This is a genomic window from Variovorax sp. dw_308 (assembly GCF_019207085.1).
Taxonomy (GTDB): Bacteria; Pseudomonadota; Gammaproteobacteria; order Burkholderiales; family Burkholderiaceae_C; genus Variovorax.
Map to the genome: position 1 here is coordinate 1 of NZ_JAATOM010000027.1, position 21,599 is coordinate 21,599.

General features: G+C 67.7%; 20 protein-coding genes. 9 read left to right on the top strand and 11 right to left on the bottom strand.

Annotated elements, in window-relative coordinates:
• The coding region (locus tag HCU76_RS31200; RefSeq protein WP_218511424.1) for a molybdopterin dinucleotide binding domain-containing protein at positions 1–1,437 on the top strand (1,437 nt) is incomplete at its 5' end.
• 59 nt (positions 1,438–1,496) lie between these two features.
• Here the strand turns inward: HCU76_RS31200 and HCU76_RS31205 are convergent.
• Together HCU76_RS31205 and HCU76_RS31210 are read right to left on the bottom strand one after the other, a co-directional pair.
• Entirely contained in the window at positions 1,497–2,477 is a 981-nt protein-coding gene (locus tag HCU76_RS31205; RefSeq protein ID WP_218511425.1) for a hypothetical protein, read from the bottom strand.
• A 162-nt stretch (positions 2,478–2,639) separates the two neighbouring features.
• A complete protein-coding gene (locus HCU76_RS31210) occupies positions 2,640–3,605 on the bottom strand; it encodes a VTT domain-containing protein (RefSeq protein WP_218511426.1) in 966 nt (321 codons plus the stop codon).
• Between the two features lie 287 nt (positions 3,606–3,892).
• Between HCU76_RS31210 and HCU76_RS31215 the strand changes: the two genes are divergently transcribed.
• From HCU76_RS31215 to HCU76_RS31230, 4 genes are read left to right on the top strand one after another with little or no spacing between them, the layout of a single operon-like run.
• Complete coding sequence (locus HCU76_RS31215; protein ID WP_371319937.1) at positions 3,893–4,213, top strand: YtcA family lipoprotein; 321 nt, start codon at positions 3,893–3,895, stop codon at positions 4,211–4,213.
• Between the two features lie 4 nt (positions 4,214–4,217).
• Complete coding sequence (gene mdtN, locus HCU76_RS31220; protein WP_218511427.1) at positions 4,218–5,267, top strand: multidrug transporter subunit MdtN; 1,050 nt, start codon at positions 4,218–4,220, stop codon at positions 5,265–5,267.
• On the top strand, positions 5,248–7,290 hold the full coding sequence (locus HCU76_RS31225; protein ID WP_218511428.1) for an FUSC family protein: 2,043 nt from the start codon (positions 5,248–5,250) through the stop codon (positions 7,288–7,290). The genes mdtN and HCU76_RS31225 overlap by 20 nt, the downstream gene beginning before the upstream one ends.
• Complete coding sequence (locus HCU76_RS31230; protein ID WP_218511429.1) at positions 7,277–8,809, top strand: TolC family protein; 1,533 nt, start codon at positions 7,277–7,279, stop codon at positions 8,807–8,809. The genes HCU76_RS31225 and HCU76_RS31230 overlap by 14 nt, the downstream gene beginning before the upstream one ends.
• A gap of 30 nt (positions 8,810–8,839) precedes the next feature.
• Here HCU76_RS31230 and HCU76_RS31235 read toward each other — a convergent pair whose 3' ends face one another.
• The 3 genes from HCU76_RS31235 to HCU76_RS31245 are packed head-to-tail and all read right to left on the bottom strand — an operon-like array spanning position 8,840 to position 12,607.
• Positions 8,840–9,787 (bottom strand): hypothetical protein, encoded by a 948-nt coding sequence (locus tag HCU76_RS31235; RefSeq protein WP_218511430.1) that lies wholly within the window; start codon positions 9,785–9,787, stop codon positions 8,840–8,842.
• Positions 9,788–9,842: 55 nt separating this feature from the next.
• On the bottom strand, positions 9,843–11,162 hold the full coding sequence (locus HCU76_RS31240) for a tetratricopeptide repeat protein (protein WP_218511431.1): 1,320 nt from the start codon (positions 11,160–11,162) through the stop codon (positions 9,843–9,845).
• The gene (locus tag HCU76_RS31245) at positions 11,159–12,607 is read right to left on the bottom strand and encodes an FAD-binding oxidoreductase (RefSeq protein ID WP_218511432.1); all 1,449 of its coding nucleotides are present in this window, start codon (positions 12,605–12,607) and stop codon (positions 11,159–11,161) included. Before HCU76_RS31245 ends, HCU76_RS31240 begins: the two co-directional genes overlap by 4 nt.
• A 207-nt stretch (positions 12,608–12,814) precedes the next feature.
• Here HCU76_RS31245 and HCU76_RS31250 point away from each other — a divergent pair, with 207 nt between their 5' ends.
• A complete protein-coding gene (locus tag HCU76_RS31250; RefSeq protein ID WP_213959121.1) occupies positions 12,815–13,828 on the top strand; it encodes an AraC family transcriptional regulator in 1,014 nt (337 codons plus the stop codon).
• 14 nt (positions 13,829–13,842) lie between these two features.
• On the opposite strand, the gene HCU76_RS31255 is transcribed toward HCU76_RS31250, so the two are convergent.
• Entirely contained in the window at positions 13,843–14,091 is a 249-nt protein-coding gene (locus tag HCU76_RS31255) for a DUF1488 family protein (protein WP_213959120.1), read from the bottom strand.
• Positions 14,066–14,335 carry a hypothetical protein gene (locus HCU76_RS31260; protein ID WP_213959119.1) on the bottom strand — a complete coding sequence of 90 codons (270 nt, stop codon included), beginning with the start codon at positions 14,333–14,335 and terminating at the stop codon, positions 14,066–14,068. Before HCU76_RS31260 ends, HCU76_RS31255 begins: the two co-directional genes overlap by 26 nt.
• A 209-nt stretch (positions 14,336–14,544) precedes the next feature.
• Here HCU76_RS31260 and HCU76_RS31265 point away from each other — a divergent pair, with 209 nt between their 5' ends.
• The gene (locus HCU76_RS31265) at positions 14,545–15,582 is read left to right on the top strand and encodes a zinc-dependent alcohol dehydrogenase family protein (RefSeq protein ID WP_213959118.1); all 1,038 of its coding nucleotides are present in this window, start codon (positions 14,545–14,547) and stop codon (positions 15,580–15,582) included.
• A 33-nt stretch (positions 15,583–15,615) separates the two neighbouring features.
• On the opposite strand, the gene HCU76_RS31270 is transcribed toward HCU76_RS31265, so the two are convergent.
• From HCU76_RS31270 to HCU76_RS36935, 4 genes are all read right to left on the bottom strand, one after another.
• Complete coding sequence (locus tag HCU76_RS31270; RefSeq protein WP_213959117.1) at positions 15,616–15,840, bottom strand: hypothetical protein; 225 nt, start codon at positions 15,838–15,840, stop codon at positions 15,616–15,618.
• Entirely contained in the window at positions 15,837–16,127 is a 291-nt protein-coding gene (locus HCU76_RS31275; RefSeq protein ID WP_213959116.1) for a hypothetical protein, read from the bottom strand. Before HCU76_RS31275 ends, HCU76_RS31270 begins: the two co-directional genes overlap by 4 nt.
• A 107-nt stretch (positions 16,128–16,234) precedes the next feature.
• The gene (locus tag HCU76_RS31280; RefSeq protein WP_218511433.1) at positions 16,235–17,041 is read right to left on the bottom strand and encodes a hypothetical protein; all 807 of its coding nucleotides are present in this window, start codon (positions 17,039–17,041) and stop codon (positions 16,235–16,237) included.
• 23 nt (positions 17,042–17,064) lie between these two features.
• Positions 17,065–17,325, bottom strand: a complete 261-nt coding sequence (locus HCU76_RS36935) for a hypothetical protein (RefSeq protein ID WP_256354607.1) — start codon at positions 17,323–17,325, stop codon at positions 17,065–17,067.
• 63 nt (positions 17,326–17,388) lie between these two features.
• On the opposite strand from HCU76_RS36935, the gene HCU76_RS31290 reads away from it, so the two are divergent.
• Together HCU76_RS31290 and HCU76_RS31295 are read left to right on the top strand one after the other, a co-directional pair.
• Positions 17,389–17,580 carry a hypothetical protein gene (locus tag HCU76_RS31290; RefSeq protein WP_218511474.1) on the top strand — a complete coding sequence of 64 codons (192 nt, stop codon included), beginning with the start codon at positions 17,389–17,391 and terminating at the stop codon, positions 17,578–17,580.
• 72 nt (positions 17,581–17,652) lie between these two features.
• Complete coding sequence (locus tag HCU76_RS31295; protein ID WP_218511434.1) at positions 17,653–21,588, top strand: AAA family ATPase; 3,936 nt, start codon at positions 17,653–17,655, stop codon at positions 21,586–21,588.
• Positions 21,589–21,599: the final 11 nt, after the last annotated feature.

Consider the following 21,599-nt stretch of genomic DNA (forward strand, 5'->3'; position numbering starts at 1 on the left):
GCAGGAGAAGCGCCGCTTCTCGACGACGAGTTCATCGCCACCCACACCACCGGCTACGACGATTTCGCCGCCGACATTCGGCAGACGAGCTGGGAAAGCATCGAACGATGCTCGGGGCTTCTTCGTGACGACCTCGTGGAGGTGGCCCGGGTGTATGGCGCGGCCAGATCGACGATCGCCTGCTGGGGCATGGGGATCACGCAGCATGTGACCGGCACCCAGAACGTCCAGCAGGTCGTCAACCTCCTGCTGCTCAAAGGCAACATCGGCCGCCCGGGCGCGGGCGTCTGTCCGCTGCGAGGCCACTCGAACGTCCAGGGCAACAGGACTGTCGGCATCACGGAACGGCCCAGCGAAGCCTTTCTCGACCGGCTGCGTGATGTCTTCGCCTTCGACCCGCCCCGAAAGCACGGTCACTCCGTGGTGGAGAGCATCGCGGCTATGCGGGCCGGTTCGTCCAAGGCCATGATCTCGCTCGGCGGCAATCTCGCCGTTGCAACCTCGGATCCCGGCGCCGCCTTCGAGGCCTTCCGCGCGCTGGACCTTTCGGTCTGCATCGGGACGAAACTCAACCGGACGCACTTGCTCACGGGCAAGAAGAGCTATGTCCTGCCCTGCCTGGGCCGCACCGAACTCGACATGCAGGAGACCGGCCGGCAGTCAGTGACGGTCGAGGATTCGATGTCGATGGTTCACGCCTCGTCCGGCTTCCTGGCGCCACCGAGCGATCACGTTCGCTCGGAGCCCTGGATCGTGGCGAGCCTGGCAAAGGCCACGCTGGGTGATCGTTCCAGCGTGGACTGGCGCGCGCTCGCGGCCGACTATTCCTTGATTCGCGACCAGATAGAAGCGGTGTTTCCGGACTTCGCAGGTTTCAACAAGCGCATCCAGACACCCGGCGGCTTCCAGCTACCGAATGCGGCACAGCGCAGGGTCTGGAACACCGAGAGCCGGAAAGCGAATTTCTCGGTGTTCGCCGGCTTGGAGGAAGACATGCTCGCCCCCGGCGGGGATGTCCTCAAGCTCATGACCATGCGATCGCACGACCAGTACAACACCACGATCTACGGCCTGGACGACAGATACCGAGGCGTCTTCGGCAGAAGGGACATCCTGTTCATCAGCGAGTCAGACCTGAACCGCCTGGATCTTCGCGAAGGCGATCTCGTGGACGTGGCAACCGCCCTCGACCACGAGAAGGCGGACCGCATCGTTCGAGGCCTGACGCTCGTGCGCTATGACATCCCTCCAGGTTGCTGCGGCGGCTACTACCCGGAAACGCAGGCCCTGGTCGCGCTTGAGCACGTGGACCCGGACAGCCTCACGCCGTCCTTCAAGTCCGTGCCGGTCCGCATCAAGACGAGTGCGGGAGGGTCGAGCGGCCCCGTTGCCATCGAGCGCGCAGGCGTGGCTGGGCGCGGCGTTGCGGCAGCCTGAAACACCTTCCTCGGAGCCTCACGGGAAGGTCACTCCGGCGTTGAAGCAAACAGCTCTGTTCATGGACGGCTCGGGCGCCCGACGACGTTTTTCCAAAGACGACGCAAGCTGTCGACGCCACCTGCCGTGGAACTCCAGAGCGTCGCATCGCCGACCAGGAGGGTGCCGGCAAAGACGCCCGGTCTTGCCTGCAACAAGGCGTCGAAGTCGCTTCGACCGCCTTGCACAAACGAGTGCGATGGCGCCGCCGTGTCGATGGACTGGCGGGCCAGCACCTCCAGCTTCTCGCCGCCATCGCCGACCCGCCTGAGATGCGGGAGATGGGGATGCGCGTTGAAGGTCGTCACGCCGTCAAGGACACCAAGACGGTCCAGGCCTTTTTCGATCCTGACCGGCATCGGTGACCCATCTGCCTGTACCGCAGGGCGCAGACCGAAGAGGTTCTCCACGGGAACGCCGAGCCCCGACAGCAGCGACCTGGCGAAGGCGCCAAAGCGTTGCTGCGGCGGAATCGTCTTGTCGCCGTGATGCAGGAACTCTTGCAACTGAAGGTCCGAGAGAACGACCTCCGACGCTTCATCCGCGTGACCGATGCTGTGGTGAGGACAGACAAAGACCAGGTTGTCCGGCCGCGCAAGAAACTCGGTGACGCCAGCGATCTCCGCGGCGCTGGCCTGCTGCGCCGTGCGGATCGAATCGAAGCTGATGACGATCAGCGTGTCGATGGATCGCAGGAGTTCATTGCCAAGCGGCGTGTGCCGATCGTCGTGCCCGCCGCGCTCGATCTCCAGGACAGGATTCCCAGTCTCACCGTTGGCCAGTTCGACGAACTCGACGAAGTTCTTCTTCAGGATCTGGTCCAGAAAACCTTCGATGCCCTGGTTGAAGCGTCCAGGGTCGGACAACTCGCTGAAGCGTGGGTACAGCATCCGACGGCTCTCGAACAGCGCCGGGAACCGATTGTCCAGGACGGCCAGCGGCGCACTGGTTTCCATCGACCTGTCCCACGCGTAGTAGACCGCCACCTTGCGACCGTTCATGTTTGAACCCTCATTCGACGGGCCATGCGTACCCCGATTGGAGCAACAGCTCGGTGCGACAGACTAGGACTCGCACCGCTGCGAGTCAACGTCGAGACGAAGCGAATCGGGGTACCCCGTTTCCATCGCGCCCGGCATCTCGATGCGCATTGCGACGCGGCTCTACGCGATGCCGGGCCCATTCAGCTTGACAACGCCGAAGCCGGCTTCGCGCCAGGCCGCCAGCCCACCTGTAAGGACCCGCGCGGCCTGCACGCCCCTGCTCCGCAGCTCGCTTGCGATCGTCGCCGCGGTCACGTCATTCGGGCTCGAGCAGTAGATGACGACCTTCTGGTCCGGCACGAACATGGCCGCCATGTCCAGCAGGGCCGTTTCATCCGCCAGCGTCGAGCCTTTGATCGCGTAAGGATCGATCTTCCGCTTCTCGGCCGAACGCACATCGAAGACCTTGGTAGCCACATCCTCCGCCATCAGCTTGTAGAGCTCGTGCACCAGGATGCGGTGGGTGCTGTAGAGGCGCAGCAGCGATTGCCGCCGCCAGTGCCGGTACGCCACGCATGCGACGATCAAGACCGCCGCCACGCCGGCAACTGCGCTGGTATTCGCGCCCGCGATGGTCGAGACGATCGCATCCAGCTGAGGCGCGATCAATGGCCCGATGCAGATGGCAACCGACGCCCAGATCAGCAGGCCGACCGCATCCCGCCAAAGGAAGGCCGGCACCTCCACGCGCATGGCGCCGGCAAGCGGCACCGAGACCAAGGAGAGCCCCGGGACGAAGCGCGCGAAGATGAGTATCCGCGCACCCCACCGCCCATAGAACCGCTCTGTCTTGGTGACGCAGCTGTCCCTCGACATCGTCAACTGGCAGATGGTTCGCAGCGTCCGGTCACCGTACCTGCGCCCGCCCAGGAACCACACGAGGTCTCCCAGCAGGCCGCCAAGCACCGCTGCCGCGATCGCCACGCCCAGGCCCCAGGTCGACGATGCGGCGTCGACGAGAGACAGCGATGCCCCGATCAATACGAGCGTCGCAAAGGCGGGGAACGGAACGCCGATCGACGCAGCAAAGACGCTCAGGAAAGCTGCTTCCGGGGCATACCGCGCCGCGAAGTCGTGAGAAAGCACCACCGGCCTCCAGTCAGAAATTGATCGGGCTCTCGTCGAAGCAGCGCTCGTCGAATGGGCCGCACCAAAGTGCGTCATCGGGACGCTGATATTAGGTGCGACTCGATGCCCGGCGGGCTGGATCAGGATGGGGTACCCCATTGACCAACAACCTGCTGCCACATCCGAGGTGCACGAGAGACGCACAGGAAACGCACGAGAGGAGTGCGCTGCTGCACGACTCTGGGGTCATGCACGAGACCGCCCGGCATTGCGAACATTCGTGGACGTATCGTAGGATGCCCCGCATGCCGAAGAGGATCGAGAAGTCCAAGCGATTTGCGCCTGCCGGCATGGTTCGCCAGCGTCCTGCGCGTGCGCTGTTCTTGCCAATGATCCCGCTGGCACTGAGCGGCTGCAGCCAGCGTGGGGCGCCATCGTTCGCACTGTTCGGCACCTACTTTCCCGCGTGGATGCTGTGCGCATTCCTCGGGATCGTGGCTTCGATCTGCGCGCGCGCAGTGTTCGTCGCGACGGGCCTGTCCTCTGCCCTTCCGTTGCAGCTTTTCGTGTGCACGGCGATCGGGCTCAGCTTCGCCCTCCTCGCCTGGCTGCTCTGGTTTGCCTGAGCGCATGAAGGCCGCAGGAATCCACCGCCCTCCCCTCTGGGGAAAACTGGCGTCCGCGGCGATCATCGCGATCGCGATCGGCCTCGGGATCTATGTGGCGCACCGGCACGCCAGCATGCCGTCGACAGACGATGCCTCGATCGATGCCGACATCGTCCACGTCGCCTCGGTCGTCGGTGGACGGATCATCGAGATCGGGGTCGCGGAGAACGCAAGCGTGGCCAAGGGCGATCTTCTTTTCCAGATCGATCCCGAGCCCTACCGGCTTGTCCTGACGCAGGCGCAGGCGGAACTCGAATTCGCCAAGGCCGCGCTCGAGACGCAGCGGCGCGTGCTGTCGACGCAGCGCTCGACGGCCGTCGTTGCCGGCGACCAGGCCAGGCGCGCAGCCACCAATCTCGAACATGCCAACCGCACCGTCGATCGACTGCGGCCGCTGGCCGCCAAGGGCTATGTGCCGGACCAGCAACTCGACCAGGCACAGACCGCGCAGCGCGACGCGGCGACTTCGCTGCGGCAGGCGCAGGAGCAGCAGGCTGCGGCCGGTCGCGCAGTCGACACCGATGCGGCGGCCGAGGCCGCGGTCCATGCGCGCGAGGCCGCAGTCGGCATCGCGCAGCGTGCACTCGAGGACACCACGGTCCGTGCGCCGCACAGCGGTCGCGTCGTCGGCCTGACCGTGTCGCCCGGCGAGATCGTCGCGCCGTCCCAGTCGCTGTTCACGCTGATCAACACCGAGGAGTGGTTCGCGGTCGCGAACTTCCGCGAGAACGATCTTTCAGCCATCGCCGAAGGCGACTGCGCCACGGTGTACTCGATGCTCGATCGCGGGCAACCCATCAAGGGCGTCGTGCAGGGGATCGGCTATGGCGTCCTCGACAGCGGCCGCATCAACCTGCCACGCTCGCTGCCCTTTGTCGAGCGCTCGCTCAACTGGGTGAAGGTGGCTCAACGCTTTCCCGTGCGCATTCGCCTCGAAGAGCCGCCCGCCCGGCTCATGAGGCTGGGCGCCACAGCCGCCGTCGAGGTGCAGCATGGCCACGCGTGCAAGTGAGCAGCGGCCGGCAGCGCCTCTCGCGAGCTTCCTCGAACTCCTTGCGCCGTCACCCGGCAGGCTGGAGTTCGCGCTCAGGCTGGCGCTGATCTGTGCCCTGGCGACGCTCGTTGCCGAGACCTACCAGACCCCAGAGGCCGCACTCACCGCCTACGTCGCCTTCTTCGTCATGAAGCCCGACCGCGCCACCAGCGTGATCATGAGCCTCGCGATCCTGATATTGATCACGTTGATCATCAGCTTCGTGCTGGTCGTCTCGACGGTGGTGATCGACTACCCGCTGTGGCGCGTGGCAGCCATGGCGGTCCTGTCCTTCGGCCTGCTCTTCGTCGCCACTGCGAGCAAGCTGCGGCCGATCGGCGGGATCCTCGCGCTGGTCGTGGCCTATGCGCTCGACCTGCTGAGCAACGCGCAGATCGGCGAACTGGCGACCCGCGGCCTCCTCTATGCCTGGCTCTTCGCGGGCATCCCGGCCAGCGTCTCGATTGCCGTCAACCTGCTCGTCGGCCCGGCGCCGCGGCGCCTTGCGGAGCGCGCGCTGGCGCATCGGCTCGCTGTCGCAGCGGACGTGCTCGCGACGTCCGCGGCGCGCAGTCGGGAAGTCCTTGGCGAGTGCCTGGCCGAAGGATCGGGCGAGATACAGAAGTGGCTGAAACTGGCCGCGGCAGAAAAGTCGTCCGCTGCCGCGGACATCGCCGCGCTACGGCAAGCCACGGCGTCCACGACACAGATCCTCCTGCTCGTCGACCTGGTCGAACGCAGCGCCGCCGGCACGTGGCCGCCCCCGTTGCGCCATCGCGTGGCGGGCACGCTCGAAGAGATGGCCTCGGTCCTGCGCGCCGGAGGGTATCCGGTGGAGATCGCGCTCCCGCTCGAAGACACCGAGCCAGCCTTGCCGCCCGAGGGTGCCGCGATCCTGGCGGAAATGAAGGAGGCTCTGGCGCACTTCGCCGAGCCGCCCTTGCCGGAGGCGCCACCGCCCGAGCACCCGCCCACGCCAGCGCAGCCGCAGCCTGCGGGTGGCTTCTTCCTGCCTGACGCCTTCACCAACCCGGAACACGTCCAGTACGCACTCAAGACGACCGCTGCGGCCATGTTCTGCTACGTCGTCTATACGCTGCTCGAATGGCCAGGCATCCACACGAGCCTGATCACCTGCTACATCGTTTCGCTCGGCACCGCGGCCGAAACCGTCGAGAAGCTGACGCTGCGGATACTGGGCTGCCTGGTCGGTGCCGCCGCCGGGCTCGCGACGCTCGTCTTCGTGATGCCCAGCGTGACCTCGATCAGCGGCCTGCTGACGATCGTCTTCCTCGCCGCGCTCGCGTCGGGCTGGATCGCGGCCGGCACGCCCCGCATCGCCTACGCCGGGTTCCAGATCGCATTCGCCTTCTTCCTGTGCGTGATCCAGGGCGCCGGCCCCGGCTTCGACATGGTGGTCGCACGGGACCGGGTCGTCGGCATCCTGTTCGGCAACCTGGTGGTCTATGCGGTGTTCACGGCCATCTGGCCGGTCAGCGTGGCGCGGCGGATCGATCCTGCCATCGCGTCTGTGCTGCGCCAGTTGAGCGCCATGATCCTGGCCGCCGGCCATTCGAAGCGCTACGCGATCGCGGGTGAGGCCCACGCCACCATGGGCACCCTGCGGCAGGACATGGGGCTCTTGCGCTATGAGCCGGGCAGCATCCGCCCGGCCCGGGACTGGCTGGCTGCCCGGACCCAGGCAACACAGGAGATCGCCGATCTCCAGGGCCCGCTGCTCCTGAGCGCCTCCCTCGATCCGGTGCAAGCCCACAGGATCGCCCATCGGCTCGACCGACTTGCCGATGGCGACGGCGATCGGCAAGCCGCTTCCGGCGTGGGCATCGGCTCGCCGTTCGCAGCCTGGCGCCAGGACCTGCCTGACATCTCCACGCGCGCCATGCGTCGGCACATCGATGCCCATCTCGTGTCCCTGGAGCAAGCCCTGGTCCATGAATCCAGCGAAGGCCAGGATGGGAGGGCCGACCATGCGCCGGCTTGAAGGCGCCATCACATGCGCCTTGTGCGCGGCCTGGTTGGCCGGTTGCGCCACGTCGGCACTCGAGATGGCGCCGCCGCAGCCCGACCGGCCCTGGACGCCGGCCATCACCTCCGAGGGCGAGATGATCGCCGGCCAGAAGGGTGCGGCCGATGCACCCACTGGCGGCTACGTGCTGCCCGCCAATCCGGCACTGGCGGTTTTCCCCCCGGGGCCCGCGATCGACGAAGCCAGGGACTACACCCTGCCCGAGCTGATCGACCTCGCGCAATCCAGCAACCCGCAGACGCGCATCGCATGGAACGACGCGCGTCGTGTCGCACTCGCCGCCGGCATCGCTGAAAGCACCTACCTGCCGCGGATCACGGCGAGTGCCGTGGGCGCCTACCAGTCGAGCAGCAGCAACGACTCGGTGCTCGGGTTCAGCGGCAACGGCAGGGAATCCGCGACCGGCGTCATCTCGGCGGTTTCGCTCGTGTGGCTGCTGTTCGATTTCGGCGGCAGGGCGGCCATCGTCGAGGCGGCAAAGCAGGCATCGCTGGTGTCGAACATCGCCTTCACCGCGGCCCACCAGCAGGTCATCTACGACGTCAGCCTGGCCTTCTACGCCAACGCCGCGGCGCGCACGCGCCTCGCGACGGCGACGCAGTCATTGAAGAACACCGAGTCCGTGCAGGCCGCTGCCGAAGACCGGCGCAAGCATGGCATCGGGACCGTCGTCGAGGTGGCCCAGGCGCGCCAGGCCACGGCACAAGCCAATCTCGCGCTGGTGCAGGCGACCGGCGGAGCGCAGGACGCCTATCTGCGGCTGGTGACGGCCATGGGCATCTCGCCGTTGACGAAGATCAGGATTGCCGACGTATCAGACCGCCAGTTGTCGCCAGCGATGGCTGCCTCCGTCGAGAGCATCGTCTCGGAAGCGTTGTCGCGGCGCCCCGACGTGCTGGGCGCCTACGCCGCTCAGAAAGCCAGCCTCGCGAAGGTGCGCGCGGCGGAGGCGGAGTTCAAGCCGAAGATCTTCATGTCGGCCACCGGCGCCTACAACTCGGGCAACCTGGACGTGACGGCGCTGCCCTCCATCGGGCAGCAATCCCCGACCGTCAACATCAACGGCAAGCGCCTCGGCGGCACGGTCTTCGCGGGCGTGACCATCCCGCTCTACGACGGCGGCACGCGCGATGCGATGCTGGCCCAGGCCCGCGCCGACGCCGACAGCGCCGAAGCCCGGCTCACGCGCATTCGCGAGGAAGCGGTGCGCCAGATCGTGCTCGCGGACAACGCCCTGCGCACCAGCCTGGCCGCCCACGACGCCTCGAAGGCGCTGGTGTCGGCCGCGCAGACCACCTTTGATGCGGCACTCGGCGCCTATCGCGGTGGGGTCGGCTCCATCACCGATGTGAACCTGGCGGAAACGCAGCTGCTGCTGGCCAGGAACGTGCGTGCCGACGCCTACAGCACGGCGCTGTCGGCGGCGGCGACGCTCGCGCTGTCCACCGGCGCCCTTGGCAGTTCACGCCCATAGACGACTGCTCATCGCCGGTCAGGCTCTCACTTACGACAGCCCCAGCGCGCGAGCCTCTTCCTCATACGCCGGATACGACGCCTTCATCACCGCCCCATTGAGGATCATCTCCGCCACCGCCTCGCGCGAACCCGCCTCGAAGACCCTCGTGCGGATCCAGACCGATTCGGTGCGCGCACTCTCGCTCAGCGCGATGATCTCGCGCTCCAGCTCGTAGGCCTGGTCAACGAACAGCGGCCCCTTCAGCAGGCGGATCTCCTGGCCCGCGAACAGCCCGACGGCCGGTTTGCGCCCGCTCAGCCCGGCCTCGGCGGAGGTGGCGCCGAGCAGCACGCTGATCATCTCCATCGGGATGATCGGCCGGCCCCAGGGCGACTGGCTTCCGGTCTCGCGTGAATACCATGCGCAGGGCTCGGTGATGACCTTCAGCTTGTCGGCCAGCGTGAACGGATAGTGGTCGCCCATGTGGTCGTCGAAACCCATGCGGATCTTCTCGACGGCCGCGCCGCGCTGCCCTACCTTGAGGTCGCGGTTGATGACCAGCCCCGTGGCTGGCCGCAGCTTGGCGATGCGTTGCTGGATCTCGTGCGGCAGGCCATTCGCGTCGCCGACCGAAGCCGAGCCCGTGAGCACCGGCGTGCCGTCGCGCTTCTCGGCCCAGATGCGGACGAAGCGTGGTTGCGACGGCGTCGACTCGACGAAGGCGCGCACCTCCTCGCCCTCCACCACCATGTTCTGGTAGTGCGCGCTGATGCAGCCCGTTTCAAACCAGGCTTGGCCGAACACCTTGTAGAGCAGCGGATCGAACTGGCTGAAATGCGTCGGTCCTTCGATCGGTCCTGCACGCAAGCCAAGCCCCTCCGCCATGGCGTCGTCGTGGATGGACTTGTGGCCGTCGTAGCGCTGGTCGGCCAGCATCTGGCGGGGCTGGCGCAGGTGGCCGCAGAGGAACGGGGATTCGGTGAAAGCTTGGCTCATGGGTGGGTGGGTCCGGCTGGGTCGAAGGGATCTGGCAGATGGCGACGCAAAAATTCTATGGCCCCAGCCGGAGAAGCGAAGTCACGCAAGTGCCTCGGGCGCACCAGGCATCGTTGCCGGTCCGACGCGATGCAGCCTGCGCGCCGGTCGCCGCATGCGATCGATGGCTCTCTGCAGCGTCAGGTGCAGCACATCGCGCTGCGCATGGCTGCCACCGAGCCGATGCGCCATCAGGGGCAGGCTGGCCAGCAGCGTGATCGCCAGCGCGTCGTTGCCCGCGCCGAATGCGATCATGGCGCGGCATGACGCGAGCCCGAGTTGCCGCGTGGTCTCGCCGTGCCGCGTGGGCAACTGTTGTGCACGCGCCAGCGATTGCTCCAGTCGCCTGGCGCTGTCCCAGTCGCGCGCACCGACGAACGCGAGCGCTGCGTGCAGGTCGTTGAAGCTGCAGAAACCATCGTCGATGCGCGGCGCCCATGCCTGCGCGAGTTCGACCCAGCGCGCGCCCGGATCGCCACCCGCTCAGCCCGACGCGCCACAGCAGTGCCGCGCCGTCGATCAGGTCCGCGATGTCGCTGGACTGCCCTGCGCCCATGTGCCGGTCATACAGCGCCAATGCCGCGTCGCATTCGCCGCGCGCCAGGTGGAACAGCGCGAGGTGCCACCGGCAATGCGTCGCGACCACGGTGTCCTTGCCCCATGCGTCGACGTGGCCGTTCAACCATTGCACGCCTTCGTCGAACCGGTCGGTCATCTCGAAGACATGCGCCAGGGCATGGTGCGCGCGTGCATTCAAGGCATTGGCATTCAACGCGGCATGGGCCGCGTCCTCGGCACGCGCGTACTCGCCGCACTCCTCCAGGGCGAAGGCATGCATGGCCAGCACCGCGTGATAGCCGGGCATGGAATACGACCAGTGCGGCAGCGCGGCGGACACGCGCTCGCGCATCGCGGCCAGGTCGCCGGTGACATGGTCCAGCGCGTGCGCCACCTGCAGGGCCAGCACATCGCGCGGGTGCAGCTTCAACAGCGCGCCGAGCGCGGACTTCGCGCCTTCGTAGTCGTCGCCCAGCACGGCGGCGATGGCGGTCAGGTGCCGCTGTTCGCGCAGGGTGGACGGCAGGCCGGCCGCGATCGCAAAGAGCGGTCGCGCCAGACGCACGCGCTGCGGATCGCGGCTGCACAGGAACAGCCAGGCGCGCAGCACATGGGCCATCACGAAGTCCGGCGCCTCGTGCAGGGCGATGTCGACTTCCGCATCGGCGCCGGCGCGCCAGTTCTGGAAGGCGGCGAGCGCGCGTTCGAAGGCGATGAGGCTCGCGGACGTGGTGCCGGTGATGCGGCAGCCGCGAGAGTCCAGTCCGCTGGCGCTCATATCGCCACCCGCCGATGTGGAGGCGCCGCCGGCGCGATGTTGAGGTTCATGCGGAACAGGTTGTCCGGGTCGAAGCGCTTCTTGATCTCCTGCAGGCGCTCGTAGTTGACGCCGTAGCTCATGCTCACGCGCTCTGCCTCGTCCTCCGTCAGGAAGTTGACGTAGCCGCTGCCGGTGGCGTGCGGTGCGGCTTCCTCGAAGGCGCGGCGGGCCCAGGCGCGCACCTTGTCGTCGTCCTGCGGATCAGACCAGCGGCCGTGCACGTTCATGATGTAGTGCGCATCGCGGCCGGCAAAGGCCGTCGCGGTGGGCTTCACGCGCGCCATCGCGCCGCCAAGCTGTGCGATGAAGATCTCGCACTCCGGCCCGGGCAGGAAGGCGGCCGACGAGATGACGGCATCGAGCGCCGCATCGCTCATCTTGCTGAAGTTGTTCGACTTCCAATAGTTGCGACCACCCGCCGCCAGCAGCGGGTCGAACGCGGTCTGGAAGCCGGCATAGGGTGTGGGGCCGACCGCGACGCCGACCGGGTCGCCGAACTTCATCACCGGGGCCGCAGCGCGCTCGCCCTCCCCGACGCTGCCGCTGTAGACCAGCGGCAGCACCACCACCTCCTTGCCATGCACCGACTCGGGCAGGAAGGGCAGCGGCGGCGCCTTGCGCAGCACGGCCCACACGCTCAGCTCATCGGGCGCCTCGGCATTGAAATCGCGCCATGCGCGCAGCACCTGGCGGGCTTGCGCGAACGAATAGACCACCAGGCCGCTGTAGACCTCCGGCCCCACGGGATGGAGCTGGAACTCGAACGACGTCACCACGCCGAAGTTGCCGCCGCCACCGCGCAGCGCCCAGAACAGATCGGGCTGCGAAGTCGCCGATGCCACGCGCAGCGCGCCGTCGGCGGTCACCACGGTCGCGCTCAGCAGGTTGTCGATGCTCATGCCGTAGCGACGCGTCAGCCAGCCGAAGCCGCCGCCGAGCGTGAGCCCCGCCACGCCGGTGGTGGAGTTGATGCCGAGCGGCGTGGCCAGCCCGTGCGCCTGCGCCGCGCTGTCGAAATCGCCGAGCAAGGCGCCGGCCGCGACGCGCGCCGTGCGCTTCGCCACATCGATGTCGACGGTACGCATGCCCGACATGTCGAGCATCAGCCCACCCTCCGCCACCGCGTTGCCCGCGATGTGGTGGCCGCCGCCGCGTACGCTCACCAGCATGCGGTGCGCCGCTGCAAAGCGCACGCCGGCCTGCACGTCGCTGTCGTTCATGCACCGCGCGATCAACGCCGGGCGACGATCGATGGTGCCGTTCCAGATCCTGCGCGCCTCGTCGTAGGCCGCGTCCGCAGCCGTCAACACCCCGCCGCTGACCTGCGCGGCGAAAGCGTCGACGTGTTGCGGCTGCACTTGCCGGACATCCTTGTCCAGCGTAAGGTAAGTGAGAGATTGCATGAGGTGCTCCTGTGATGAAGGTGTTGAAGAACAAGCCACCGCGTTGGGTTCTCGACGGGTGCAATCATTTTTTTGCTTCGCCCGCCTGCGCGCTTCACCGCGCGTCCACCGCACTTGATTGCGCATCTTTCGTTGTGCGAACGCGGCGCGCCGGCTTGATCGGATGTCCGCGCGACTTGATCGAAACGCCGCGGCGTTGATGCACGCATGAGCCAGGACACGCTGTCCGACGTGCTGCGTGGCGTGCGCCTGCGCGGCGCCGTGTTCTTCAACATCAGCGGCAGCAGCGACTGGGCCGCCGAAGCCCCGTCCGCGAAGGAACTCGCACCGATGCTGATGCGCGGTGTCGACCACGTCATCGAATACCACGCGGTCGCCCAAGGCACTTGCTGGGCCAGCATCCCCGGCGGGCCTTCGGTGCAGCTGCGGGCGGGCGACGTCGTGATGTTTCCGCACGGCGATGCGCACGTGGTGTCGAGCGCACCGGGCATGCGCGGCGACGGCGACTTCAGCTGGTTCCCCGGTACCGAGGCCGCGGGCCGGTTGCCGCTGCGCGTGGCCTACAACGGCAACAACGTCCTGCTGCCGCCAGCGGAAGCGCCCAACCCGGATGCCGACGTGAACATCGTCTGCGGCTTCCTCGGACTGGACTTGCAACCCTTCAACCCGCTGATCGACGCGCTACCCCGCATGCTGCACCTGCGCGCGAGCGAGGACGGGGCCTGGATCGCGAAGTTCACGCAGCAGGCCGTGGCCGAGTCACACGCGCAACGCCCCGGCGGCGAGGCCATGCTGGCACGCATGAGCGAGATGATGTTCGTCGATGCGGTGCGTCGCTATGCGGACAGCCTGCCGGCACAGAGCGCCGGATGGCTGGCGGGCTTGCGCGATCGCTTCGTCGGTCGCGCGCTCGCGGTGATGCACGAGCAACCGGCGAAGGAGTGGACCGTCGAGGAACTCGGCCGTCATGCCGGCCTGTCGCGTTCGGCGTTGCACGACCGCTTCGTGCAACTGGTGGGCGTCGCGCCGATGCAGTACCTGGCGCAGTGGCGCATGCAGGCCGCGGCGCGCAAGCTGCTGGAGACGCGCGCCACCGTCGCGGCCATCGCGCTGGATGTCGGCTACGACTCGGAGGCGGCGTTCGCTCGTGCGTTCAAGCGCGTGGTCGGCAAGCCGCCCGGCCAGTGGCGACGCGAGCGGGACGCCGCCGCGTCGCAGTAGTCTCCCATCTCTCCCTAGCTCAGGTCGTACTCCCGGAGCATCACGGGCTCCGTGGAGCCCCCAGCGACGCGCTTGCGCACCGCCGCATCGATCTCCTCGGCGTGAAGCTCATAGGTCTCCATGGGGTTGTCATCGGCCGCCGTGGGCCGGTAGTGGTAGTGCAGCACCTCCTTGCCGATGCTGGCCCCCACGTGCACGCCGTCGATCAGGATCCAGAATCGAACGGTGCCGGAGGCTTCATGAAAGAAAGGTGGGTTCGACATGCGCGACTTCCTCCGCCGTTGCTTCGCGGGCATCGATCCACTGCGTGGCCTTGAGCTGGATGGCCTGGATGGCGACGCCGGCATTGGCAAATTGCCGGCACGAGACGAGGTGGCATTTGCAGGCCTCGTCGAAGTAAAGCATCGCGCCGGCCGCAACCATGCCGTCGAGGGAACTCTGCATGAGGTTGCTTCGTACATCCCATCCGTGATAACGGAGGCGAATTGAATCGCTGTCGTGGTCCATGGTGTCCTTCCGGTTCGGTAGAACCCGAAGAGCCGGTTATAGGGCTTCACCACCCCAAGGTCGGTACGGCAGCGCACAGAGCCCGCGCCGCAACGAGCCTACAAAGCGGGTGAAAGACCACCCAGGACCAACCCATGAACCAGCAAACCCTTGTCCCGCCCCACGCGCTCCCCACCTCCGGGGCAGTTCCCCTCGGGAAGCGGTCCACCATGCAGGCCCTCGTCTACAACGGTCCCGGCCAGAAGGCCGTGGAAGAACGGCCGATGCCCGCGCTGCTCAAGCCCACGGACGCCATCGTTCGCATCACGCGAACGACGATCTGCGGCACGGACCTGCACATCCTCAAGGGCGACGTGGCAAGCTGCCGGCCCGGCACCGTGCTCGGCCATGAGGGCGTGGGCGTCGTCGACTCAGTCGGAGCCGGCGTGAGCACGTTCAATCCGGGGGACCGGGTGCTGATCTCGTGCATCAGCGCCTGCGGGCGCTGCGAGCAATGCCGCACGGGCATGTACTCGCACTGCACGACGGGCGGCTGGATCCTGGGCAACAGCATCGACGGGACGCAGGCCGAGTTCGTGCGTATTCCGTGGGCCGACACCAGCCTCTACCCGATACCCGAAGGCGCCGATGAAGAAGCCCTGGTCATGCTCAGCGACATCCTGCCGACGGGCTTCGAATGCGGCGTGCTCAACGGCAAGGTCAAGCCCGGCGACACGGTGGCCATCGTCGGCTCCGGGCCGATCGGGCTGGCCGCCCTGCTCACCGCGCAGTTCTATTCGCCGGCAGAGATCATCATGGTCGACCTGGACGACAACCGGCTCGCCGTGGGCAAGCGCTTCGGCGCGACGGCGACGGTGAACAGCGCCGCCGGCGACGCGGCGCAGCAGGTGATGAAGCTCACCGGCGGACGCGGCGTGGACACCGCCATCGAAGCGGTCGGCATTCCCGCTACCTTCGAGTTGTGCCAGGACATCGTGGCCGCCGGCGGCACGATCGCCAATGTCGGCGTGCACGGCTGCGGGGTCGACCTGAAGCTGCAGAAGCTGTGGTCGCACAACATCACGATCACGACGCGGCTCGTGGACACGCTGTCGATTCCGATGCTGCTGAAGACCTTGCTGTCGAAGCGCATCAACGCGCGGCAACTGATCACTCACCACTTCAAGTTCGCCGACATCCTGGAGGCCTACGACACCTTCGGCAACGCCGCTGGCACGCGGGCGCTGAAGGTCATCATCGAGACATGAAACGGGTGAACAGATCGGCCATGCACGTCCGATTCATTCACCGGCTCTGAGCCCGGCCTCCGGTGCGACCGTCACTCGCTCAACTCGCGCAACGGATTCGCGCTCACCGTTCGTCTTGCCCCGAAAAGTGAACAACGCGACCCCTGCAACGCAGGCCCACACCGCTACCGCGAAGGTCAGGATGCGCAGGCCATGCTGCCGCTGTCTTGCCGGAATGCCCTGGAAGCGGCGATACAGGAAAGCCGCAACCCGCGTCATCCGTGCCTCCCGACGGGCGGTGGCTCGGCGGGCCGATCCGCCCATTGCGCCTGCTGCGGAAGCGGGGCGTCCGGCATCGAGGGAATCCACGGCTCGATGAACGCGCCTTGCCTTGCGTCGCCTTCAGCCTCCGCGGCCGTCGGCACCTCGGTGATCGAGGGCCAGACTGGCGCGCAGAGCAAGTCGGACAAGGAGGCGAGCGCGAAAGCCAGCAGGAGCAGCAGCCACAGCAGTTCGAACTCGCGCGTGCGACCTGGATCGGTATCTGCATCGGTATGGCGCTTCATGAAGGCCTTGCCCGTGGGGCTGTTGCTTGAACGAGCCTCAGGCTAGGGCGCGACCGTTCGCGCATCGTTCGCATGCCGGCGCAACCCGACCGGAACTGCGGTGAGCGCTACTGCGTCGGCGCCTCGACATTGAAAAGCCAGGTGTCGACCAGCGTCGTGCCGGCGGCATCCACGTTCAGCGCCCGCCCTCTGCCGGTGCCGGGGTTGCGCGTGTAGACCCACAGCACCGGGCCGCTTCTCGCCGTCGCGACGACCGACTCGCCTTCCGACGCGGCCCGCTCGAGTTGGCTGCCGAGACCCGCGCAGTCGACGCCAGCGGCAGCGGCGGCCCCGCAGTCAGGCTGCTCACGACGGCCAAGCAACGCCAGCGATGTCGCGGGTTGCCCGAGCGGCCAGCGGGATGCCTGAGCGAGCCGCGCGCGAACGCAAAGCTGCTCGGCGCCGTTCATCACGCCCGCGAGCCCGTCGCGGGGAAACTCGTACCTGCGCACCCAGACGACGCCCTCGCCAGTCTTCCGATGAACCAGCACTACCAGCCACGCTGCGATCGCGTTCTCGCGCAGCAGGCTTGCATGCAGGTGCTGCCGGACCTGCGCGACGAATTGCGGCTCGGCGCCGGACCGGATGACCCCACCTTCGACCGCTTCCTCTGCATGCGCCCCGGCGTCGAGCGACATGTCGACCAGCGACTCGAGCTTGACGCGCACCTGCGAAGCACCCGCGCTGCGCGTTGCAATGCCCTTCGACGTTCCGCCCGTGCTGGCGATCTCGTTCGCATAGAGAAAGCCCGTGTAGCCGGCGCGCGAGCTTTCCTTCACGGCCTGCCTGAGCGGGCGGCACTCCACGTCGGCACGTGCCGCGCCCGCAGCGAAGAGGCTGGCCATCAGCACCGATGCGAAGCGTGGCAAATCCATTCAGCCTCCCTTGCATGCGAGCATCATTCGCCCGGCAAACACAGCCAGTGCCATCGCAGCACGCGCTGCCCGCAATGGTGCGCAACGACGCGCGCGATCAGTTCTGCCTTGCCGGCCGCTTCCCATCGCCGATCGATCCAGATCACTGCCTCGTAGAGATCGTCCGTGTCGCCCGTCTGCTCGTACCGGTCGAGCAGGGCGATCGACAGTTCACGGTTCGAGAGTTCGTCGCCGCTCGCCGCCTCGTTGCGCAGCACGTCCAGCCGCGATTGGGCAGCGAGCACGCGTGGTATCGGCCTGGCGGCATGCGCTGGCCGCGCAGGCCCGGCCGGCGGGGAGGAAGGCCCGTGCGGCGCGAAGGCAAGCACGACGCCCGCCAGCAGCGCACCCGCCGCAAAGCATCCGATGCGCTCGGATCGCCGGGACAGTGGGAACATCATTTGAAAATCAAAGGACAAGGCAATGAAGCGGTGGCAGACTCCGCGCAGGCTTTCGCCAACGCACCTGCTCATGGCTTTCCCCGAAAGGTTGTTGCATGAACCCGGCTCACCTTAGGGCGCGATCGTTCGCCCATCGTTCGCGCGCTCGCGCCCTCCCATGAACATGTCACGTTGGCCGACCTGAAGCCGTCCGCGAGTCCTGCAGGGCGCGGCCTCCAGATCGACTTGCTGGGGGGATTCCGCTGTGCCCTGGACGGCCATCCCGTGGCCGGGATGTCGTACGACAAGATGCGCGGGCTGCTCGCCTATCTCGCGATGGGACATGCGCAAGACCACAAGCGCGAACTGCTGGCCGAACTGTTCTGGAGCGGCAACGATCCGGTCACCGCACGAGGCAACCTGCGCCGGACCTTGTCGGACTTGCGTCGCGTGCTGGAAACGCCCGCCGGCCCGGCCTTGTTCTCCACCAGCCGCAGCACCATCCGCTTCATGCTCGGCCACACCTCAGCGGATCAGGGCGGGATGACCACGACGCATCGGCTCGAGAGCCCCCGCATCGACGCAGTCGCGTTCAACGACACGGGCTCGCCGCCCGGCGACGACGCGGCGCACCAGCGCGACGAGCGCCTCGTCGCGCTCTACCGCGGTGAATTCATGGCGGGCTTCTACCTTGCGGATTGCCCTGCCTTCGAAGACTGGCTGCACGTCCAGCGCGGCGTCATGCACCGTCGCGCACTGGCACTCCTGGAACACTTGGCAGGCTTCCACGAGTCCGCCGGCAACCCTGGCAAGGCCCTGCCATTCGCGCTGCGCCACGTGGCGCTGGAGCCCTGGGACGAAGCCGCCCACCGCCGTGCGATGCGCCTGCATGCCCTGCTGGGGCAAAACGGCTCGGCGCTGCGGCAGTTCGATGCTTGCGCTCGACTGCTGCAAGACGAACTGGGCATCGCCCCCGGCCCGGAAACGCAGGCACTGGCCGAACGCATCCGCAACGATGAACTGGCGCACGCCGCGGCCGCGTTGCCGACCGCACCACAGCGGCCGCCAACGCAAACGCCAACGCCCACAGCGCCGCATGCCGAGCGTCGCCAGGTCACCGTGCTCTTCTGCGAACTCGCGATATCAGGCGTCGACGATGCCGACGACGCGATGGAGCGCATGCTCGCGCCGCGCGCCCGTTGCACCGAGATCCTGCGGAGCTTCTCCGGGCATGTCCTGCCCATGCATGGCGGCGGACTGCTGGCCTACTTCGGCTATCCGCAATCCCGGGAGGACAGCGCGGTGCGCGCCGTGCGCGCCGCCCTGGCCCTGGTGCAGGAAGCGATCGACGGCATCAAGATCCGCGCCGGCGTCCACACCGGCTTGATCCTGACCGATGGCGATCCTTCTTTGCCCGATGCGGTGGGCAAGACATCCGCCGTCGCCATCCAGTTGCGGCGCCTCATCGGCTCCGGCGAGGCCGCCATCAGCGGGGAAGCGCACCGCATCGTGGCCGGCTACTTCGATTGCACGGGCCTGGGCAGCCAGGTGTTGCCCGACACGTCGCAGCCGATCGCCATCTTCAGGGTCGACAAGGAAAGCGGCGCCCGCACACGGCTGGACGCGGCGACGCCGCTGACGCCGCTGGTCGGGAGACAGGCCGAGCTCGCGCAACTGACGCAATGGTGGGAAGAGACCCGCCACGGCGCCAACCATGCCGTGCTGCTGCAAGGCGAGCCGGCCATCGGCAAGTCCCGCCTGGTGCATGCCTTCCGGCAAGGCCTGGCGGACGAGGCGCATGCGGTCCGCGTGCTGCGCTGCTTTCCGGAGTACAGCCAATCGCCCTTTCATCCGCTGCTGGTCCTGCTGGCGGAAAGGATGGGATTCGCCGCTGGCGATACGCCCCAGCTGAAGTCGGCCAAGCTGGCGCAGCATGTGTCCGCGGCCTGGCCCGCGTGGACCGCCGATGCCGTCCCCCTCATCGCCGCCCTGTTCGGACTCCCCCCACCCGCCGACGAGCGCGCGCCCGCGCCCGTACGGCCATCGCAAAAGGAGCAGACCTTCAGGCTTCTGCAGGCGATGCTGAGGGGGCCGACGGCGCACATGGGTGTGCTGTTCATCGTGGAGGACCTGCACTGGGCCGATCCTTCGACGCTGGAGCTGCTGGCCATGCTGGTCGCGCAGGGCAAGGGCGACGGCGGCTTGCTGTCGGTCTTTACAGCACGCCCCGAATTCGCCGGGCCCGTGGCAACGCATGCGCTGTCGCTCGCGCCCCTTGCGGAATCCGAGATGACGCAACTGATCGCCTCGGTCAGCCCGCAACTTTCGCCCGAAATGGTCCGCGGCATCGCGGCACGCGCCGACGGCGTGCCGCTCTTTGCGGAGGAGCTGGCGAAATCGGCCACACGAGAGGACTGGGCCGCCATTCCGATCGCGCTGCATGACCTGCTGGCGGCCCGCATGGACCGCCTGGGCGCAGCGCGATACGCCGCCCAACTGGCCGCCACCATCGGGCGCGAATTCAGCGCAGACCTGCTGCGCAAGGTGTCGCCCGACGAGCCCGAGGCGCTGTCGGCCCATCTCGATCAACTCAACCATGCCGGCCTGGTGTCGAGGGTCGACGACACGACCTTCCAGTTCAAGCATGCGCTGGTCCAGGAAGCGGCCTACCAGTCGCAGACGCGGGCCGACCGGCAGGCTGCGCACCGACGCATCGCGCAGGTGCTGCAAGCCGAGCTGCCGGACAGCGTCGCAGCCCGGCCGGAATTGCTGGCGCAGCACCTCTCCTGCGCGGGAGACGATGCGCAAGCCATCGAGCACTGGATCCGCGCGGGGCGCCGGGCCATCTCCGGCTCGGCCAACCTGGAAGCCATCGCGCATTTCAAGCGCGCGCTGCAATCGCTGATGACGCTGCCCGCGACATCGAAAAGGGACCAGGCCGAGTTCTCGATCCTTGTGGCGCTCTGTCCCGCGCTCCATGCCACGCAAGGCGACGGCTCGGAAGAAATCGGCCGCGTCACCGCGCGCATCTCGGCGCTGCACGCGCAGGTGGCCGACAGCCCCGACCTCTTCCTCGCGGAATGGACGCGCTTGCGCAACGCCGTGGCGACCATCGGCCCCCGCGGTGTGCCGCAAGCTGCCATGCGCCTGCTGGAGAAGGTCCGCGACGACCCGATCGCCCGGCAAGCGGCGCACTACGCGGCGGCGGTGGCAACCTTCTGGCTCGGCGACTTCGCGGACTCCGGCGCGCATTCGGTGGAAGCCATCGCGCTGTATCGCCCGGACCAGCATCACCTGATGCTTCAGTTGTTCGGCGAGGACCTGTCGGTGTCCCTCGCCGGGCACCTGTCGTGGTCCCTCTGCTTCCGGGGCTTCCCGGACCAGGCGCAGCAGGTCAGCGCGCGAATGCTGGAGCAGGCGCGCGCGATGGCGCATCCCAAGACCTTGGCAATGGCCCTCCTGTTCGCCACCATGTTGCGCCGCTGGCTCAACAAGCATGCGGAGACCATCCGCCTCGCCGGGGAGACCATTGCGCTCGCGCGCCAGCACGGCATGCTGCACTGGATGGCGACGGGCGAAGCCCTGCAGGGCAAGGCCCAGGTCCTCCAGGACGGCCACCGGGACCAACACGCGCTCACGGCGCTCACGGCGCTGGCGGCCCGCCTCGGCGCCGCCTCGCCTTCCTACTCGGCGCTGCGCATGTCCGACATGGCCGAGCTTCACATGCACCTGAACCTCCACGCGGAAGCGCTGCGCCTGCTCGACCAGGCGCAGGCCGATGAGCTCAGCACCGGCAGCCTGCAGTTCGCGGCCGAGCGCCATCGCCTCCGGGGCCTGTGCCTGCTGGCGCTCACGCCGCCCGACGCGGCGGCCGCGGAAGCCGCCTTCGAACGCGCCCTGGCCATCAGCCGCGCCCAGGGCGCCAAGACGCTGGAGCTGCGCGCCGCCGTATGCCTGGCCCGGCTCTGGCGGCAGCAAGGCAGGCACGTGCAGGCGCGCCAGTTGCTGGCAGAGACGCACGGCTGGTTCACCGAAGGATTCGACACGCCGGATCTCGTCCTGGCGGCCGGACTCCTGCAGGATGCGGCCTCAAGCGCAGAACAAGGCGGAGCGCCGCAGACCGCTTGATTGCGAAGCCG

Excerpts from the sequence above, each read along its gene's own strand:
- HCU76_RS31205 (WP_218511425.1), bottom strand. The coding sequence starts at position 2,477 with ATGAACGGTCGCAAGGTGGCGGTCTACTACGCGTGGGACAGGTCGATG.
- HCU76_RS31215 (WP_371319937.1), top strand. The coding sequence starts at position 3,893 with ATGCCGAAGAGGATCGAGAAGTCCAAGCGATTTGCGCCTGCCGGCATG.
- mdtN (WP_218511427.1), top strand. The coding sequence starts at position 4,218 with ATGAAGGCCGCAGGAATCCACCGCCCTCCCCTCTGGGGAAAACTGGCG.
- HCU76_RS31225 (WP_218511428.1), top strand. The coding sequence starts at position 5,248 with ATGGCCACGCGTGCAAGTGAGCAGCGGCCGGCAGCGCCTCTCGCGAGC.
- HCU76_RS31230 (WP_218511429.1), top strand. The coding sequence starts at position 7,277 with ATGCGCCGGCTTGAAGGCGCCATCACATGCGCCTTGTGCGCGGCCTGG.
- HCU76_RS31235 (WP_218511430.1), bottom strand. The coding sequence starts at position 9,787 with ATGAGCCAAGCTTTCACCGAATCCCCGTTCCTCTGCGGCCACCTGCGC.
- HCU76_RS31240 (WP_218511431.1), bottom strand. The coding sequence starts at position 11,162 with ATGAGCGCCAGCGGACTGGACTCTCGCGGCTGCCGCATCACCGGCACC.
- HCU76_RS31245 (WP_218511432.1), bottom strand. The coding sequence starts at position 12,607 with ATGCAATCTCTCACTTACCTTACGCTGGACAAGGATGTCCGGCAAGTG.
- HCU76_RS31250 (WP_213959121.1), top strand. The coding sequence starts at position 12,815 with ATGAGCCAGGACACGCTGTCCGACGTGCTGCGTGGCGTGCGCCTGCGC.
- HCU76_RS31255 (WP_213959120.1), bottom strand. The coding sequence starts at position 14,091 with ATGTCGAACCCACCTTTCTTTCATGAAGCCTCCGGCACCGTTCGATTC.
- HCU76_RS31260 (WP_213959119.1), bottom strand. The coding sequence starts at position 14,335 with ATGGACCACGACAGCGATTCAATTCGCCTCCGTTATCACGGATGGGAT.
- HCU76_RS31265 (WP_213959118.1), top strand. The coding sequence starts at position 14,545 with ATGCAGGCCCTCGTCTACAACGGTCCCGGCCAGAAGGCCGTGGAAGAA.
- HCU76_RS31270 (WP_213959117.1), bottom strand. The coding sequence starts at position 15,840 with ATGACGCGGGTTGCGGCTTTCCTGTATCGCCGCTTCCAGGGCATTCCG.
- HCU76_RS31275 (WP_213959116.1), bottom strand. The coding sequence starts at position 16,127 with ATGAAGCGCCATACCGATGCAGATACCGATCCAGGTCGCACGCGCGAG.
- HCU76_RS31280 (WP_218511433.1), bottom strand. The coding sequence starts at position 17,041 with ATGGATTTGCCACGCTTCGCATCGGTGCTGATGGCCAGCCTCTTCGCT.